We start from the raw sequence: 18,037 nt of genomic DNA on the forward strand, positions 1-18,037 counted from the left end.
ATTATCATTCAATAGATTGTCAAGGCTCCGAGAACCTCGATTTGTCTGGCTAGACGTGCGGACAGCGCGATAGGGTGATACCCATGCAAATACAAAATTCCGTCAATGATGTGCTGCGCACCATTGAGGCAGAACCAAGACAACTTCTTGTTCATGTTCTGCGAGATTTCCTGCGTCTGACGGGCGTGCATATCGGTTGCGACACCTCGCAATGCGGTGCCTGTACGGTTTTGATCGACGGAAAGTCTGCCAAATCGTGCACCGTCCTGGCGGTGCAAAGCGCAGGCTGCAACGTGCATACCATCGAAGGCATGGAGCAGGATTCCATCACTACGGTGCTGAAAAGCGCCTTCAACGAGTGTCATGGACTGCAGTGCGGATTCTGTACGCCAGGCATGCTGATAGCCGCGCGCGCGCTCCTGCTTTCTACTTCCGATCCCTCTGAAGAAGCGGTTCGCGAGGCGCTGCACGGCAACCTGTGCCGCTGTACCGGATACCAGAATATCGTGGACGCAGTCCTGCTTGCTGCGGCTCAACTGAGGGAACTTGCGGTTCAACCGGTAGCGGAGGTGAGCCATGAGTGAAGGGCATAACGACGTGGGCAATCGTTATATCGGCAAGTCCATCAAGCGGCGAGAAGACCAGCGCCTGATGAGCGGCAAGGGCCGGTTTACCGACGATCACCAATTCCCCGGGATGACATTCGCCGCATTCGTGCGGTCGCCTTTTGCGCATGCGCGGATCCGGGATATCGACACGGCGGCGGCGTTGGCGCTGCCCGGCGTAGTCGGCGTGCTGACCCATACCGACATCGCAGGCAAGATCGGCGAAATCCGTCCGAACTGGGTGGTGGGCAATTCCATTGTGCCGCCACACCCGGTACTGCCGGCGGAGTGCGTGCGCTACGCCGGAGAGGCGGTAGCCTTGGTGGTGGCAGAGACGCGCGAGGCGGCAGCCGACGCCGCCGAACTCGTGCAGGTGGACTACGACGAACTGCCCGTGGTCGTGGCGGCAGAAGCTGCGCTTCAGGACGGCGCACCGCAACTTCACGACAATGTGCCCGGCAACCTGATCGGCATATTCAAGGTGAAAGGCGGCGATTACGAAGAGGCTGTGAAGGCGGCCGACCGCGTCGTGTCCATTCGCCTCGTGAATCAGCGCCTGATTCCGAGTCCGCTGGAACCTCGTGCGCTCTGCGCGAGCTACGATGCCCTGGACGAACGGCTCACCTTCATTCTGCCCAGCCAGGTCCCGCACATGTCGCGCCGCTGGCTCGCCGAGACGCTGCGGTGGCCAGAGCATCGGATTCGCGTCGTTGCCCCGGATATCGGCGGTGGTTTCGGGTGCAAGATGCATTTCTACGTCGAGGAAGTGCTGGTGGCCTTTGCGTCCCGCAAATTTGGACGGCCGGTCAGCTGGACTGAAACGCGCAGCGAGAACCATGTGGCCACGACGCACGGGCGCGACCACGTGGAATATGTGGACGCTGCCGTCACGAATGCAGGGAAGGTATTGGGGATCAAGGTCCGCTCGTACGCCAACCTGGGCGCTTACCTCTCCAACATGGGAACCGGCATCCCAACCATCAACACGGCGAGCTACGTCACCGGCAACTACCAGATCAGCAATGTGGATGTACAGGTCGACCTCGTGACGACCAACACCACGCCTGTCGATGCCTATCGCGGCGCGGGGCGGCCCGAGGCCGCCTATATCATCGAGCGGACGATGGATGCGGTAGCCAGCGCGCTCGACATCGATCCCGTTGCGCTGCGCCGCCTGAATCTCGTGCAGGCGCACCAGTTTCCCTATCAGCCGCATAACAACGCGCGTGCCAAATGGGACAGTGGCGACTATGAAGCCTGCCTCGCGCGAGCCACGGAAATGATCGACTACGAAGGCTGGCGCGAACGACAGAAGACGCTGCGCAAGCAAGGCCGGTATATCGGCATTGGCGTGATCTGCTATCTCGAACTCGTAGGCATGGGGAATTCCCAGCTGTTGCGCCGGGTCGGCTTCGACCGTGGCGGCTGGGAAAGCGCACACCTGCGCGTGCATTCGGATGGCAAGGTGACGTTGTTCAGCGGGTCGATGCCCCAGGGCCATGGCCACGCCACCAGCTACGCCCAGATCGTGGGCGAGGCGCTGCAATTGCCGATGGAAGATATCGACGTCGTGCAGGGTGATACGGATCGCGTGCTGGCTGGCCATGGCACGTTCAACTCGCGCTCCATGCCGGTAGGCGGCTCAGCGGCTTACGTAGCGGCGGGCAAGATTCTGGCCAAAGCCCGAAAGATTGCCGCAATCATGCTTGAGGCGCAGGAAGAGGGCGTGCATTACGCAAGTGGGACGTTTTCCGGGGAGGCTGGCGCCACCGTGTCCTTTGCCGAGGTCGCCAGGATGGCTTATGTCGCAAGCAAATTACCGCGCGACATGGAGGCGGGACTGGATGAACGCGTGTTCTATGAGCCCGTCGCAATGGGTGCGCCGAACGGATGTCACGCTGTTGTAGTGGAGGTCGATCCGGAAACGGGCGTAGTGAGCATGCTCGACTACGTCGCGGTTGACGACGTCGGCACGCTCATCAATCCCATGTTGTGTCACGGGCAGATGCGCGGGGGCATCGCGCAGGGCATCGGCCAGGCGCTCTACGAAGAAGCCCGCTATGACGAGAGCGGCCAGCTTCTTTCCGGGTCCCTGCTCGATTACGGGTTCCCGCGCATCGAGCAGATCCCGCGTATGCGCACCGCCTTCCATGTGTCGCCGTCGCCGACCAATCCTCTCGGTGCAAAGGGTATTGGCGAGGCTGGCTGCGTTGGCGCGCCGCCGGCTGTCGTCTCTGCCGTCTGCGACGCGCTGAGGCCGTTTGGCATCTCACACCTCGATATGCCGCTCACGCCGCCGAAAATCTGGCGCGCGATCCAAACCGCCACCAGGAGTGCGGCATGATTCCCTTTGCAGTTGACTATGTTAGGGCCACCAGCGTGGCGCATGCACTCGACGTCCTCTCCAGCGACAGCGACGCCAGGTTGCTGGCCGGTGGCCATTCGTTGATACCTTTGATGAAACTGCGCCTCGCCGGTGTCTCCCGGTTGATCGATGTTGGCAGGTTGCCGGATCTGCGCGGCGTCGAGATCCATCACGATCACGTTGCAATTGGCGCCGCGACCACGCATGCCGAGCTTGGCAATGATGCGCGGCTGGCGGAGGTGCTGCCGCTGATCCGCATGGCGGCCAGCGTCATTGCCGATCCGGCCGTGCGCAATCGTGGAACGATCGGCGGCTCGCTCGTGCACGCCGATCCTTCTGCTGACTGGCCGGCGGTGATGCTGGCGCTCGATGCCCGAATGGAAATCGCCAGCGTTGCGGGTTCGCGCGTGGTCCCGGCGGATGCGTTCTTCACAGGCTTCATGTCGGCAGCGGTGCAGCAGAACGAGATGCTGACGCGTATTCTCGTCCCGTTGCCCGGCGCCGATCGCGTGGCATACCGGAAGTTCCGTCACCCTGCCTCAGGGTATGCAGTCGCGGCGGCCGCTGTCGCGTTGCGCTATGCAGGCGATCGCTGCACGGGCGGCATGATTGGTGTGACCGGCGTGGCCGAGACGGCATTCCGTGCGCGTGCGGTTGAAGCCGCGCTCGCTAGCGAGTTCAACGGGTCTTCAGAAGAGATCAATCGTCTCGCCGAGATCGCTTTCGTCGACGTGACGCCGCTCGAGGACGGTTTTGCCGACGGCGCGTACCGTAAGCAGTTGGCCAAGGTCATGCTCAGACGGGCACTTACAGATGCCGTGCGAAATACTTAGGATGACAGAATTATGAGGAGACACGGTTTTGCGCTCGTTGCCATCTTGATTGGCTTGGGCGCTTCCTCTATCACGACATACTGCGAGCCGCTAACCAAAATGGACACCAACACTGCAATTCAAACGTCAGCCACAGAGATTCAGGTTACCCACATCTGTCTGGACATCAAGGTCGATTTCGATCCGTTCACTCGACACCTGGAAGCCTTGCTGGGCCGCTTCGATCCCGCTTCACTGAAGGCGTTGCTTCAGACGGACCCAGCCGAGGCGGACACACGGTTGAAGCAGATGGAGGGGGACCAAGGCTTGATGATCTTTTCGATGCAGAACCACGGGATGCTCTTCAGCCTCGCTGGAATACAACGACACGCCATCCGCTATATCTTGGGAAATCCACGCATCGCGTTCCAGATGACGCGACACGATATTCGCGCAGGCCTCTATGCGCCGCTCTCTGTGCTCGTCTATGAAGTCGCACCTGGAATCGTGCGCGTGGAGTACGACCAGCCCTCCTCGCTGTTCGGGCAGTTTGGCAATGCCGATGTCGCGGCGGTGGGGCGCGAGTTGGATGGCAAGCTTGCCAATGTCATCGAGCATGCGGCTCAGTTGGCAACGCGGTCTTGAGAAGACCCGGTGCGTAGCGCAGGGTGCAGTGAAGGGGAAGAGATGGATAGTGTGGACATGGACGTCGTGAGGACCGCAACCCGCTGGCTCAGCGAAGGGCGCCGTGCATTGCTCGTCACCGTCGTCAGGACCTGGGGGTCCTCGCCGCGCGCGCCAGGCTCAATGCTTGTGATCCGCGAAGACGGTCTGGCGGTGGGCTCGGTTTCTGGTGGCTGCATCGAAGACGATTTGATTGCCAAGGTGCGTCATCGCGGCATCGAGCAGCGTCTTCCGGACACGCTGCGCTACGGCATCAGCGCGGACGAAGCCCATCGTTTTGGCCTGCCGTGTGGCGGCACCGTCGAACTTGTACTCGAACCGCTCAGCACCATGAGCGCAATGCCACAACTGCTGAACGCACTGGAGTCGGGGCGTCTCGTCACGCGCACCCTGGAGTTGTCGACAGGGGAGGTGAGCCTTTCACCCGCTTCCTTGATCGATGGCCTGCGCTTCGACGGCGCTACGCTTCAAACCGAATTGGGACCGCGTTATCGTTTGCTCGTGATTGGGGGCGGCCAGCTTTCACAGTATCTTGCGCGAATGGCTATTGGCCTCGACTACCAGGTGACCGTGTGCGATCCACGAGAGGAGTACGCCGACGTATGGGACGTGCAGGATGCAGCGCTCGTGCGCGACATGCCCGATGACGTCGTAGCGGCGATGCGGCTCGACGCGCGCAGCGCGGTCGTGGCGCTCACGCATGATCCGAAGCTGGACGACCTCGCCTTGATGGAAGCGCTCAGAACGCCTGCCTTCTACATTGGCGCGTTGGGATCGCGGCGAAACAACGATGCGCGGCGGCTGCGTCTGCGTGAGTTCGATCTGGATGACGAACAAATCGCGCGCATGAAAGGTCCCGCGGGTCTGCACATCGGGAGCCGCACACCGCCCGAGATCGCCATTTCGATTCTTGCGGAACTCACTGCCGCGAAGAACGGCGTTGCCGTTCCGGTGCACATGGAAGTGCGATTCGCAAAAGCGGGGCAACGCGAGCGCTTGAGCCGTGGCTGCGTGGTGGCGTGACCACATCATCTTGCTGCGTGGCCCTGAAATTCTGAACTGGAATACATCATGCCTACTTTGTTCGATCCCATCAAACTTGGCTCGCTGGAACTGCGCAATCGTATCGTCATGGCGCCATTGACGCGTATGCGGGCGGTTGACCAGCGAGCACCGGGTCCCTTGAACGAGGAGTACTACGTTCAGCGCGCCAGCGCCGGACTTATCCTCACTGAGGCAACGTCGGTGACGCGGCAAGGCGTTGGCTATCCGAACACGCCAGGGATCTGGGCGGAGCATCAGGTACAGGCCTGGTCGCATGTCACCGAAGCCGTGCATCGGGCCGGCGGCAAAATCGTGATCCAGCTCTGGCACGTGGGTCGCGTTTCCGACCCGGTGTACCTTGATGGCGAGCAGCCAGTGGCCCCGAGCGCCGTTGCACCGGAAGGCCACGTCACCCTGAGCAATCCCCGCAAGGCATACGACGTGCCGCGCGCGCTGCAGACAGACGAAATACCCGGCATCGTCGAAGACTTCCGGCGAGCTGCACAAAACGCAAAACGTGCGGGCTTCGACGGCGTAGAGTTGCACGCAGCGAACGGTTACCTGTTCGATCAGTTCCTCCATGACGGCTCGAACAAGCGCACCGACCGCTATGGCGGTTCGATCGAAAACCGGGCCCGCTTCCTCCTGGAAGCGGTCGACGCCGTATTGACGGTCTGGCCTGCGGATAGAGTCGGCATTCACCTGAACCTGATGTCGAGTTCGTATTCGATGTCCGATTCCGATCCGGTTTCGCTCTTCGGCTACGTGGCCGAGGAATTGAACCAACGGCGCCTCGCATTCATTTTCGGGCGCGAATCACTCAATACGCCGCGCCGGATTGCGCCGCTCGTCAGAGAGCGCTTCAAAGGCGCGTTTATCGCAAATGACGGCCTCACGCGGGAATCGGCGCGGCGCCTTGTCGAAGAGGGTGAGGCCGACGCGGTGGCGTTCGGGAAGCTTTACATCGCGAATCCCGATCTTGTCGAACGCCTGCGCCTCGAGGCTCCGTTCAATCAATTGGATGCCAGTACCATTTATGGAGCCGGCAGCGCAGGCTACACCGACTATCCGTCAATCACCGCCTGAACGCGCACATGGCAGGCAGGGAAACCTTTTCAAGGAGCATCGATCGTGAACAATCTGTTTGACCTCACAGGCAAAGTTGCCGTCATTACTGCATCGACAAAGGGCATGGGCTTTGAGATTGCGCGAGCACTCGGCTTGTCGGGCGCGAAACTCGTCGTTTCCGGACGCAGTCAGGAAACGGCCGATGCAGCCGCGGTCCGTTTGCGCGAGGAATGTGGATGCGAAGTCGCGGCATTCGCGTGCGACATCACCGAACCGGAGAGCGTGCAACGCTTCGCGGCCGATGCGCTTGCGGCGTTCGGGCGCGTGGATGCGCTCGTGCTCAATGCAGCGGGCAATCCGCCTGCCGGTTCGCTGCTGGGTCAGACGTCGGAGCAACTGGACAAGGCCATGGCCGACGGCGTACGCGGCAGCTTCGAACTCGTCGTGGCACTCGCTCCGCAGATGATCGAGCGTAAGTATGGTTCTATCGTCTTCATGTCGAGCCGCGCAGCGAAGCGGGGCACTGGGGTGCTCGGTTTGTACGGCATGTCGAAGGCAGCGATCGATCAACTGGTACGCAACCTGGCTGTCGAACTTGGGCCGTCGAACATCAACGTCAATTCGATCAACCCGGGCGCAGTGCGCACGGACTTCTCCCGCATGCTTTGGGAGAATCCCGAGCGCGAGAAGATGACCGTCGCGACGATTCCCATGGGGCGCATCGCGAGGCCCGAGGATGTGGCGGGGCTGGCCCTTCTGCTCGTCTCAGGGGCTGGCCACTATATCAACGGCCAGAATATCAGCGTAGACGGAGGCGCTACGGCTTAGCGTCGCGTCTCGTGATCGATGAGTACACGTTTCAAGCCCGACACGGCACGATACGCAAAGCCGGTCTTCAGGCAAAGGGGTATCGCGCGCGGCTGACGCGCCGACGCCGCACTGCTCTGACGTCCTGATGCCGCGCAGCGAACTGAGTATCGGGGGCGTTTGGCGCCTCGCACACCTTGCGCCGGCGTGAGTCTCTATACTCGTTTCAAACCCTGCTATCGGCGAGTGCCGCATTGAGGATGAAGCTTTCGCTGGAGGGATTGCGGGCGAACGATGTCAGCCACGCAGAACTAATGAATTCAACAAGGAATTATCGAACTATTCGCGATCCTATGTAATTGCGCAGAGAGGGACTGAAAATGAGAGCCCGAAGGACCGCTTCCAGCGGCAACGTTTTATTCCCGAATGGCGTAGCGATGCAAAATCATTCGTGCCGCGGTAGAAGTCGGGATGCCGGGTTGGGGGCGCAGCGACGAAGGAGAGTGCCCGATCACGGTCCACAAAATTGTCATACCATGGCGTCCGTTGGCACATCGCGAGACGACGCCCGGTTCACATGGTCACCACTTCGAATTCGAGGTTTATGACATTTATTTCAAATGTTGGCAAACCCACGCCTGGCTTGGGTGCATCTAACCGGAAAATTGTATGGAAATCAAAGTCATCCCTTCAATGGGCAACTCCATGTCCCCGGCACATTGTTCAGTCGGCAAGCATTCGCGGGCCTGTCGAACAAAACGTGGGGCTCGCTGACCTTTGGCAGGCAATATGCGCCGGCCTACGACACCCTGGGCGATATCTTCGACCCGCTGACCGTTGGAAACTATTGGCAAAACAGCTGGATGTATAACGGCATCGGCCCTTACCTCGAAGTCAACAACTCGGTGAAGTACAAGGGCAGCTTCGAAGGTTTGGATATCAATGCCCTTTACGGTTTTGGCAACCAGCCTGGCGCGCTCGGTCTCGGCGCCACCTATGCCGTGGAACTGACGTACACGTACGGCCCTGCCATGCTCAACGCGGGTTTCCAGCAGGTCTCCGTTCCGACATCTGCGACTGGGTCTTCGGTTGGCACCAGTGTCGGCAGTTCGATCAACGGCGCCAAGAGCAACTTCCTGCACATCAGCGGCGCGTTTCAGGTCACCCACGAAATCCGCCTCCTGGCCGGCTGGCTGCGAGGGCAGGACCAGACTGGTTTGACTGACATCTACATGCAGCAATCTGGCGCGCCGACTCTGAAGGGGAGTGGCAGCCCGAACCGTATCGACGACACCTGGTACATCGGTGCGAACTGGCACGCCATGCCAGCGCTGCTGTTCACGTTCGCCTACTACTACGGGCAGACGCGCAATGCCGAACTGCTCGATGGCACGCTCGGCAAAGGGGTGAACCAATCGGCTACCGTTCTCGCCGAATACTCGTTCACGAAGCGCACGGAAGTCTACGGAATCACGGACTTCGCGCGCGGCACAGGCGCCTTCTCCGCCGATTATCCGGGCGGGGTCAACGGCGAGGGCGTTCCGACGAACACGATTGGCCGGACCAATCAGGTGGGCGTCGCGGTCGGACTGCGCACGATGTTCTAAAGACGCGTTCATACCCTACGACGCGGACCCCGCCTCGGGTGCCCGGGCAATCGTTGCAACGCCGGTCCGCTGTCGAGCGCGTTGCTGACCTCGACCGTCCATGCGCAAGCAGCGGTGGACGGCTCTTGTTGGCTGACCTCCGCCCGATGCGCTAAATCGACCCTCTCCATTCATACAAGCTTCCGCCATGCAAAAGGCTACTTCCTGTGGAGCAGTGCGTCGGCTACCCATATCTGCCCCTGACCGGCTCGACTACGAGCCACCTCTGTCAAGCCGATGGGCCGACGCAAGCGTCGACTATGGATTGAGCTAGCGCACCGACGTCTGTGCAGTCTCGAAGAGCGAGGTGCCGGATGATGACCGTTCCCGATCAGGCAGCGTCGACAGGTGTCGCATCTGGTAACAGCGACAGCCGGAGTCCGATCAGCGTGTGCAGCACACCTTTGCGAAGCTTGTAGCCAGGTTCATCGGGCGCGGCCGCGAAGTCGGCCATGATCCGCGTGATGGCGGCATCGACGTCGACTGCTAGCATGGGCGGTATGGGTTGCCGCTCACCGGATTCGAGGCATCGTCCATAATGCGCCCGCACTTCGTCGATCACGCGGTTCAACACGACTGGTAACTCGCCGGAAAACTTGCCCGAGAGTCGGCGCAGGTCGAGTGTATTGAGCGCAATTCGCATGTCGCGCAGGCTCTCGGTTGACGGGTGCTTGAACTCCTCGCTCGGCGCCACGCGCGGAATGAGTTGCATGAGCCGGTCGAGCATGCGTGCATTCAAATCGCGCTGCTGACCGAGCGATAATGCCGAACCGCTCAAAACGACATCCCTCCAGCTGGATCGGGTCAGCCGCGAAGTCGCCGCGTCCGTTCCGAAAGGACGGATGACCCCCGTCATCACCGAAGCGAACATGACACCGGCGAGCCCTGCGAGATTGCCGTTCAGGAAGGTCAGAATGTTCGCGTCATAAACGCTGTCGATACCGAGAAAGGTTGCGGTCGTCAAAGCGACGAGCGTCGACATCAGCCCCCATTTCGGACGTGCCATCAACAGTCCGAGAGGAATGAACAGGAACGAGAAGAAAATGACGAGCAGAGGGAACTCCTGGCCGCTCGGCAACACGACAAACAGATAGAACGCCGAAATGACAACGCCTATCGTCGCGCACTTCAGGAAAGTGATCATCATCGGTACAGGCTCGTCGAGCGCTGCGAAAAAGCAGACGCCAATGGCGCCCAGGGACACCGCCGCCGCACCGTCTTGCCAACCCGAAGCAATCCACAGGCACGACGCAATGAAGATGACGAGCGCTGCCGAGCTAGCGGAGAACACGGCAAGGCCCTGGTCGAGAAACGCGTGCCGCGTGCCGATCCGCCAATGCCGATATCGTGGCCTCCAATGCCCGCTATCGTGAACAACGATACGGCGCAATGTCCGGCAATCGACCCACAGATCGACGAGTTGCCGCAAGCGCCAGAGCGCACTGGATAGCAGCGCCGTCTGCCACGTCGTCAGTTCGTTGCAGGCCGGATCCAGTTGTGCAATGCGCGTGCGGAATAGCGGCGCCTCGCGCTCGGGGTCTTCACTGAGTGGCTCGTCGATCCAGCGCTCAAGATCGCGCAGCAGTTCGGCGATTTCCGCAGGAATGACGCGCTCTGATTTCTGCGCCGCCGCTAGAATGTCCGCAAGTGCGGAGGTAATGGGTAGTATCAATTGCATTCGGCCATGCAGTTGCTCGCTGCGAGCGAGAATCACCGGGCTGACATGATCGTAGGCCAACTGGCTCAACAGGAATTCGAAGCCGCGCACACTCAACGCCATCTTCTGGCGGCTTCCCGTAACAAGCGCTCCCGCAACCTGCCCCGCCATCGATTCCTTCGCGTAGAGCGCAGCCTCGCGGAACCACGAGTCGGTTCGCTCGATCAGCGTCGGCGCGAGCCGGTTGGGGAAAAAGACACTGCCGACGATGCTCGCACAGACGATGCCGAGCGTGATTTCTTCGGTTCGTGCCACGGCCACATCGAAGATGCCCAACGGGTTAGACAATGCCGGTAGCGCAATGACGGACAGCGAATAGCTGGCGAGTAGAAAAACGTAATTGCGTGCGGCTCGCGTCGAGATCGAAATGTACACGAAGACACCGGTCCATAACGCAATGAGCGCGCTCAGCAGATAAGGCGTCTCCGCGAAAGGCGGCACAAGGGCAACGGAAGCGACTCCGCCAAGCACAGTGCCTAGCGCGCGATAAAGCGCCTTCGATCGTGTCGCACCGACAAACGGGTTCGACACGATATAGACCGACGCCAACGCCCAGTACGGCCTCGGAAGATCGTAGTAGAACGCGATGTAGAGCGCAAGCATCCCCGCGAAGAAGGTCTTTAGAGAAAAAATCCAGTCGCGCAGCGAAGGGAAATTCATCTTAGAAATCACGGGGGGATAGCAGTTTCTCGGCTGGCAGACCTGCCGGGCTCGCAGTGAAACGATCAACGGTATGCTGTGCTTCGCCAAAATCTGCCTGGTCGATCATACATGACTGCGGGCGCATCGAGGCGGCAACGCTGCGGCCTCTCCGCTGGGACGCTCACAGGACGTTGCTCTGTATCGAAGCATAACTCGGTGGTACACCCTTCCTTTGATGAGCGTCGGCTAATGAGTTGGTGTTTGACACACGAGTGGTCGCCCGCCGCGCTCGGCGAATGACGGGACCTGGGCCGGCAAGCGTCCGCGCTCGACTCCCAATCGTCGTAATCCGACTTTCCCGTGCTCGATTCAATATTCTCCGCGTATTGAGCTAACGGAGGAAATTTGATCGTCACAGGCGTCATCAGGTATCGTACGCATGAGGTCTTCAAGCGATGCTGTATCTCGAGCGATTACCTGCGGAAGATGCGAACGCAGAAATTCCACCCACGTCCTCGTCTTTGCATCGACGAATTTTCGCGAAGGATAAAGCGCGTAAACGTGCATTTTCTGCAAGATGTGCCGGGGCAGCACCCGCACCAGTGTGCCGTTCCGCAGTTCGTTGATAGCTGCATAGACCGGAAGCGGGCCGATACCAATTCCTTCACGGATTGCGACGAGGAGCGATTCAGCAATATTCACGTGGAGCGGACCATCGACATGCATCTCGACGTTGCCGTTTGGGCCCTCAAGCATCCATTCGTGTGCGGGAAAAGCCAGTGTCTTCAGTATTAGACACTCATGATGTGCGAGGTCGGCTGGTTCGCGTGGCGAGTCGTGCGCGTTCAAGTACGTTGGTGAAGCGCATAGAATACTGTATGTCGTTCCTAACTGATGAGAAACGAGATTCGAATCCGGCAACGCCGAAGAGGAAGCAACGAGTGATACATCGCTGGTACCCTCGAATAGATTCGGCATATGCTGCGACAGTGTCAGCTCGACGGTGACTTCGGGGTGCATGGCTCGGTAGCGCGAGATCGCGGGCAACACGTACTGCTGCCCGATGCTCGCGAAGCTGTGCATGCGCAGAACGCCTGCCGGGCGCTCGTGTGCGCAACTCGCTTCTTCCTCAGCGCTGTCGACATCTGCGAGGATCTGTATGCAGCGGTTGAGATATAGTTCGCCAGCGGGCGTGAGCGCTAGCCGGCGCGTCGAACGATTGAGCAGGCGGGTGCGTAGATGCGTCTCCAGTTCCGACAGGGCACGCGACATAGCGCCCGTCGTTGAATCGAGTGACTGCGCAGCGGCGGTGAAGCTACCGGCGTTGACGACGCGTACAAACACGCGCATGTTTTGCAGGGTATCCATTAAACCTTCTTGCTAGGCGCGTAAGAGAAATCCGGCTGTGATCCCAGTAGTTTGCGAACTGCTCAAATATCACGCGACGATTTCGCTCTTCCGTGACTGATTCTGCCAGGCGCGCTTCATAATCTTGTCTTTCGAAACAAGTGTGCCATTCGGATCGGCCAGCATCTCCAGAATACTGCGCGCGCCCGAGCAGAGCTAAGGTAGTCTATAGACCCAATACACAGACATGGCGTCTGCCGGGGAAGTAGTAGCACGTCGCCCCATGTTGGCACGTTTCGCTCTTCTGTTCTGGCCCCGTGTGGTTCGAAGGTAAAACCGTGTGCTGCCCTAAATCCCGTTAAGGGTTATTGGATTGGTCACACTGGCATCCGCCATTAAAACCTGCAATCGCTATGCGACGCTGATCATGATTCTTTTGGCGCATTTCTCTCGTAAGTGAGTATGGAACGACGGTAGCAGTACAACCGTGCCATTGCCTCCTGTCTTACTGAAAAAGTATGAAATATCCTGATAATTTGATGCCACACTTTCTTCGGGAAGGCGCGTCGTGGAAGGCGCGAAAGCCAATGCGCCAACGTCGACGCGTGGTGTAGACGTGTAAGCGTAGTGTTCGGCGGGTCCGAACGTATGGCGCACCATCGCAGGCAACGCAGGTGGAAGTTTCAACCAATGGCACCCTCCGGACCGGCTGTGTGCATCGGGTCAACGTAACGCATTACTCGCGATTCCCCAGCGAACAACGACCGGTTCTCATCTGCGGCAGCTCGCAAGTAGTCCCATAACGAGCGGATCCGACGCAATTTTCGCAGGTCTTCGCGACAACAGAGCCAGAAATGCCGAGTCACCGTGATTTCTTCGGGCAACACCGCTACCAGCGAGGGGTTCGGCTCGGCCATGAAACAAGGAAGGATTGCCAGTGCATTTCCTTCCAGCGTGGCATGGTATTGCGCAATGATGCTGGTGCTACATAGCTTCGTTGTTACGTTCGGAACGGCGCGCTCGAGATACAGGAGCTCTCCACTAAAGGCGAGATCGGCCACATATCCTATGAAAGCATGACTCATCAGATCTGAGGTTTGCTCCACTCTCTTGTGATGGGCTAGATAGTCGCGCGTCCCATACAGCTTCAGACGATAGTCACACAGCTTTGTGCATACATATTGGCCACGCTCTGGCCGCTCGAGCAGAACGGCAATATCGGCCTCTCGTTTGGACAGGCTGACGAAGTGCGGAACTGGAAGCAGATCAATTGAAATCTCCGGATGTGCCACCGAAAAGCGGGCCAACTGAGGAGAGATAAAAAAGCAGCCAAGGCCCTCTGTAGAGCCGATCCTGACGTGACCCGACAGAAAATGGCCGTCGCCGGAAAATTGCTCACTTGCGGAGTGAACAACCGTTTCGATCGAGTCGGCGTACGCAACCAGCCGGTGGCCCTCAGCAGTCAGAACGAAACCGCCTGCGCGAGACTTATCGAACAACACCGTGCCCAAGGCTGCTTCCAATTCCCTTACGCGTCGAGCGACAGTCGTGTGGTCGACGCCGAGTCGCTTTGCTGCGGAACTCGCCTTCTGCGTACGCGCCACTTCAAGGAAGAAGCGTAGATCATCCCAGTTCATCAGACGTCTCCGGTTTGTGCTTTTTTGAACAACTGATGGGCGTTTTTTTGTATTTCATGTGGATATTCAAGCAACTATACTAGGCACCATGTCGACGGGAGACTTCGGCGGCGAACCCGGACTTCGATTTCCCGGCCGCCGGAGCGTTCGAGACTCGGAGATTTAGATAGTCCTCGATTCAATCCCGTCGGATAGATGCTGATCTCGCTTTGCACGTGGCTGGAACGGCACGATACAACATCTTTCGAGTGGCGATGATTGAGTTTAGGCGTGTTGTTTGTAATAAGCCAACCCGTTTCGGTATGCCTGTGCCCAAGCGCTAGCCCGTCTGTCAAACAGATTTAGCTCGCTGTCTAACGTATTTTTTGCGAGTTCGGAGATAGATAAATGTTTCTTTGTAAATAAATAGGATGGCTAATAAACAATTAGAAAGTAAGTGATTTGCGCGTCAACCCAGATGTGAATATGTAGTCGAGGTATTGTTTAAATCAAATATCCAATTGTTGAAAGGTCGAGACGCTAGTCTCACTGGGGTCGACAGCGAGACAGAAATCAGGAGACAGCATGATGAAGATGCAGGCTAGTAGAGACAGTATGGCAGTCGTTAGTTCGCGGCCAAAAAGTACGAAGGAATACCTGTTGGCAGGATGGGCCAGTATGGCGGGTACCACGATCGAATGGTACGACTTCTTTCTCTATGGAACGGCCGCTGCCTTGGTGTTCAACAAAATTTTCTTTCCAACGCTCGATCCAATTCTGGGCACCTTAGCTGCCTTTGGGACATACGGGGTAGGGTTTATCGGTCGGCCGATGGGTGGGGTCGTTTTTGGACACTTCGGTGATCGAATTGGCCGCAAATCGATGCTGCTTGTAACACTGCTGCTCATGGGGGTGCCGAGTATGGCGATTGGTGTCATCCCCTCCTATCAGAGCATTGGTTACTGGGCCGCAGCGGCACTTGTCGCTATGCGGTTTTTGCAAGGCATGGCGGTTGGAGGGGAGTGGGGCGGAGCGGTCCTGATGGCGGTCGAGCACGCACCGCCTGGACGTAAAGGCTTTTTTGGAAGTCTGCCACAGACAGGCGTGGGTCTTGGATTGATTCTGTCTTCACTCGCGATGGCTGCAGTAACGACCTTGCCGGAAGCCGAGCTGCTCAGTTGGGGTTGGCGCGTCCCTTTCGTCTCAAGCATTCTGCTTGTCGGATTGGGGTGGTTCATCCGCGTGCGGGTTCCGGAGTCGCCAGACTTTGAACGAATGAAGGAGCACGGTGAGCCGGTGAAGGCGCCGATCCTGCAAGCAATCCGGCGTCATCCACGAGAGTTGCTGGTCATCATCGGAGCGCGAACCGCTGAGAATACCTGGTTTTACATCGTCGTTGCTTTCGCGCTTGCTTACGCGGCTAATCAGCTGAAGATCCCGAAGTCTGAAATCCTGCATGCCATAACCGCCGGTTCCGCGCTGTCGCTGGTTTCGATGCCGTTTTGCGGATATCTGAGCGACAAGATCGGCCAGAAACGGCTCTTTACGATCGGACTATTGATTATGTGTGCGTTCGCGGCGCCATTCTTCATGATGCTTGGTACCCGTGACCCCATTGCCGTGTGGTGGGCGATGGTTCTGGGTGTCGGCGTAGTGTTTCCAATCCTGTACGCGCCGGAGTCGCAGTTGTTCGCATCGCAGTTCCCTGCTGAAATTCGCTACAGCGGAATCTCGCTGTCTGTACAAGTGGCTGGAGTGCTTGGCGGTGGCGTAGCACCCGTGATCGCTACCGCACTGTTAGCGGTCGGCAAGGGCGATCCCCGTTACGTTGCGATATACATGATCGCACTCGGCGTCGTCGCTGTTCTCTGCACGCGGTTGATGCGCAATTGCGAGGCTTGATCCGGCGTTTTAAGGCGGCTTGGTTCCCATTCTACTGGCGATGACACCACGCTAATTGCGACGCTTCGGTCCGCCCCTAACTCATTCTGGCGGGAAGGCCAGACTTATTCAACTTAGAGAGCAAATCATGAATGCAGTTACACAGGAATCGAACGTGGTCATGAACACGGCCAAACTTCTGATCGACGGTGAGTTTGTCGAATCTGCGACGAGCGAATGGCGCGACATCGTCAATCCCGCGACACAGGAGGTGCTGGGTCGGGTTCCGTTTGCGACGGCCGGGGAGGTCGACGCTGCAATCCGTTCAGCACATGCTGCGTTCGCGACGTGGAAGAACACGCCGATCGGAGCCCGCATGCGGATCATGCTGAAGTACCAGGCCCTGATCAGGGAGCATATGCCGCGCATCGCCCGGACGCTCTCTGCTGAGCAGGGGAAGACGCTGCCTGACGCCGAGGGTGACATCTTCCGCGGCCTTGAGGTAGTTGAGCATGCATGCTCGATCGGCATGCTGCAACAGGGCGAGTTTGCGGAGAATGTCGCGGGCAGTGTCGATACCTACACGTTGCGTCAGCCGATTGGCGTGTGCGTGGGCATTACGCCATTCAACTTTCCCGCGATGATTCCGCTCTGGATGTTTCCGATGGCGATTGTCTGCGGCAACACGTTCGTTCTCAAGCCCTCGGAGCAGGATCCGCTTTCAACGATGCAACTGGTGGAGCTGGCGCTGGAGGCAGGCGTTCCTGCCGGGGTTCTGAACGTTGTTCACGGTGGCAAGGAAGTGGTAGATGCCCTGTGCACGCATGAACTGGTAAAGGCGGTTTCGTTCGTCGGGTCGACGGCGGTCGGCACGCATGTCTACAGACTGGCCAGCGAGCACGGCAAACGCGTGCAGTCGATGATGGGGGCGAAGAATCACGCCGTCGTGCTACCCGATGCGAATCGCGAGCACACGCTCAATGCGCTTGCTGGTGCAGGGTTTGGTGCAGCGGGGCAGCGTTGCATGGCGACCTCGGTAGTCGTACTGGTGGGTGCGTCGCAGCAATGGCTGCCGGAGCTTGTTGAGAAAGCGAAGACGCTCAAGGTCAATGCCGGGAATGAGCCGGGTACTGATGTTGGCCCGGTGGTGTCACGTGCGGCCAGGGCGCGTGTACTGGGTCTGATCGAAGCCGGTGTGAAGGAAGGCGCGACACTCGCGCTGGATGGTCGCGAAGTGAAGGTGCACGACTATGAGAAGGGCAACTTTATTGGCCCCACGATCTTCGCGGACGTGACGACCGAAATGGAAATCTATCGCACCGAGATTTTCGGGCCGGTGCTGGTGGTGCTGAGCGTGGCAACGCTCGACGATGCGATTGAACTGGTCAACCGCAATCCGTTTGGCAACGGAGTGGGGCTCTTCACGCAGAGCGGGGCGGCGGCCCGCAAGTTCCAGAGCGAGATCGACGTGGGGCAAGTGGGCATCAACATTCCGATTCCAGTGCCTGTGCCCTTCTTCAGTTTCACCGGTTCGCGCGGCTCTAAGCTTGGCGATCTCGGTCCGTATGGCAAGCAGGTCGTGCAGTTCTACACGCAGACGAAAACCGTGACGGCGCGTTGGTTCGACGACGCGACCGTGAACGACGGCGTCAACACGACCATTAACCTCCGCTGAGTCGCGTTAGATACGACCGCGCAGGTCGGCGGTCAATACGTTTGGCAGTCGCATGTCCAGAGATGGAAGGCCGGATTGAACGGCTTCATCCGTCAATTGATATTCAGTTCAGAGTAAAACAGGAGACA

The 18,037-nt window shown here is 58.9% G+C and carries 13 protein-coding genes; 10 read left to right on the plus strand and 3 right to left on the minus strand.

Translation table 11 applies throughout. The features are described 5' to 3' along the window. Window positions 1-77 precede the first annotated feature (77 nt). From JMY28_RS25090 to JMY28_RS25125, 8 genes are all read left to right on the plus strand, one after another. Window positions 78-584 carry a (2Fe-2S)-binding protein gene (locus tag JMY28_RS25090; protein WP_407945536.1) on the plus strand — a complete coding sequence of 169 codons (507 nt, stop codon included), beginning with the start codon at window positions 78-80 and terminating at the stop codon, window positions 582-584. Continuing rightward, window positions 577-2,949, plus strand: coding sequence for a xanthine dehydrogenase family protein molybdopterin-binding subunit (locus JMY28_RS25095; RefSeq protein WP_201698585.1), 2,373 nt, complete (start codon window positions 577-579; stop codon window positions 2,947-2,949). Before JMY28_RS25090 ends, JMY28_RS25095 begins: the two co-directional genes overlap by 8 nt. Further along, entirely contained in the window at window positions 2,946-3,803 is an 858-nt protein-coding gene (locus tag JMY28_RS25100; RefSeq protein ID WP_201698586.1) for an FAD binding domain-containing protein, read from the plus strand. Before JMY28_RS25095 ends, JMY28_RS25100 begins: the two co-directional genes overlap by 4 nt. Before the next feature lie 99 nt (window positions 3,804-3,902). Beyond that, on the plus strand, window positions 3,903-4,427 hold the full coding sequence (locus JMY28_RS25105; RefSeq protein WP_201698587.1) for a DUF302 domain-containing protein: 525 nt from the start codon (window positions 3,903-3,905) through the stop codon (window positions 4,425-4,427). Between the two features lie 42 nt (window positions 4,428-4,469). Further along, window positions 4,470-5,489 carry an XdhC family protein gene (locus JMY28_RS25110; protein ID WP_201698588.1) on the plus strand — a complete coding sequence of 340 codons (1,020 nt, stop codon included), beginning with the start codon at window positions 4,470-4,472 and terminating at the stop codon, window positions 5,487-5,489. 48 nt (window positions 5,490-5,537) lie between these two features. Beyond that, on the plus strand, window positions 5,538-6,596 hold the full coding sequence (locus JMY28_RS25115; RefSeq protein ID WP_201698589.1) for an alkene reductase: 1,059 nt from the start codon (window positions 5,538-5,540) through the stop codon (window positions 6,594-6,596). A 45-nt stretch (window positions 6,597-6,641) separates the two neighbouring features. After that, window positions 6,642-7,406, plus strand: coding sequence for an SDR family NAD(P)-dependent oxidoreductase (locus JMY28_RS25120; RefSeq protein ID WP_201698590.1), 765 nt, complete (start codon window positions 6,642-6,644; stop codon window positions 7,404-7,406). 599 nt (window positions 7,407-8,005) lie between these two features. Next, entirely contained in the window at window positions 8,006-8,992 is a 987-nt protein-coding gene (locus JMY28_RS25125) for a porin (RefSeq protein WP_236597032.1), read from the plus strand. Between the two features lie 370 nt (window positions 8,993-9,362). Here JMY28_RS25125 and JMY28_RS25130 read toward each other — a convergent pair whose 3' ends face one another. From JMY28_RS25130 to JMY28_RS25140, 3 genes are all read right to left on the minus strand, one after another. Continuing rightward, entirely contained in the window at window positions 9,363-11,408 is a 2,046-nt protein-coding gene (locus tag JMY28_RS25130; RefSeq protein ID WP_201698591.1) for an FUSC family protein, read from the minus strand. Window positions 11,409-11,759: 351 nt separating this feature from the next. Next, entirely contained in the window at window positions 11,760-12,758 is a 999-nt protein-coding gene (locus tag JMY28_RS25135) for a LysR family transcriptional regulator (RefSeq protein ID WP_201698592.1), read from the minus strand. Between the two features lie 662 nt (window positions 12,759-13,420). Continuing rightward, window positions 13,421-14,374: a LysR family transcriptional regulator gene (locus JMY28_RS25140; RefSeq protein ID WP_201698593.1), complete on the minus strand. Its 954-nt coding sequence runs from the start codon at window positions 14,372-14,374 to the stop codon at window positions 13,421-13,423. Between the two features lie 573 nt (window positions 14,375-14,947). On the opposite strand from JMY28_RS25140, the gene JMY28_RS25145 reads away from it, so the two are divergent. Next, window positions 14,948-16,255: an MFS transporter gene (locus JMY28_RS25145; RefSeq protein WP_407945537.1), complete on the plus strand. Its 1,308-nt coding sequence runs from the start codon at window positions 14,948-14,950 to the stop codon at window positions 16,253-16,255. A 160-nt stretch (window positions 16,256-16,415) separates the two neighbouring features. Then, window positions 16,416-17,909, plus strand: coding sequence for a CoA-acylating methylmalonate-semialdehyde dehydrogenase (locus JMY28_RS25150; RefSeq protein WP_407945535.1), 1,494 nt, complete (start codon window positions 16,416-16,418; stop codon window positions 17,907-17,909). Window positions 17,910-18,037: the final 128 nt, after the last annotated feature.

The sequence above is a fragment of the Paraburkholderia hiiakae genome (assembly GCF_904848665.1).
GTDB classification, from domain to species: domain Bacteria; phylum Pseudomonadota; class Gammaproteobacteria; order Burkholderiales; family Burkholderiaceae; genus Paraburkholderia; species Paraburkholderia hiiakae.

Bases quoted from the DNA above. Each gene is read 5' to 3' on its own strand.
- JMY28_RS25095 (WP_201698585.1), top strand. From the start codon at position 577: ATGAGTGAAGGGCATAACGACGTGGGCAATCGTTATATCGGCAAGTCC.
- JMY28_RS25100 (WP_201698586.1), top strand. From the start codon at position 2,946: ATGATTCCCTTTGCAGTTGACTATGTTAGGGCCACCAGCGTGGCGCAT.
- JMY28_RS25105 (WP_201698587.1), top strand. From the start codon at position 3,903: ATGGACACCAACACTGCAATTCAAACGTCAGCCACAGAGATTCAGGTT.
- JMY28_RS25110 (WP_201698588.1), top strand. From the start codon at position 4,470: ATGGATAGTGTGGACATGGACGTCGTGAGGACCGCAACCCGCTGGCTC.
- JMY28_RS25115 (WP_201698589.1), top strand. From the start codon at position 5,538: ATGCCTACTTTGTTCGATCCCATCAAACTTGGCTCGCTGGAACTGCGC.
- JMY28_RS25125 (WP_236597032.1), top strand. From the start codon at position 8,006: ATGTTGGCAAACCCACGCCTGGCTTGGGTGCATCTAACCGGAAAATTG.
- JMY28_RS25130 (WP_201698591.1), bottom strand. From the start codon at position 11,408: ATGAATTTCCCTTCGCTGCGCGACTGGATTTTTTCTCTAAAGACCTTC.
- JMY28_RS25135 (WP_201698592.1), bottom strand. From the start codon at position 12,758: ATGGATACCCTGCAAAACATGCGCGTGTTTGTACGCGTCGTCAACGCC.
- JMY28_RS25140 (WP_201698593.1), bottom strand. From the start codon at position 14,374: ATGAACTGGGATGATCTACGCTTCTTCCTTGAAGTGGCGCGTACGCAG.
- JMY28_RS25145 (WP_407945537.1), top strand. From the start codon at position 14,948: ATGCAGGCTAGTAGAGACAGTATGGCAGTCGTTAGTTCGCGGCCAAAA.
- JMY28_RS25150 (WP_407945535.1), top strand. From the start codon at position 16,416: ATGAACACGGCCAAACTTCTGATCGACGGTGAGTTTGTCGAATCTGCG.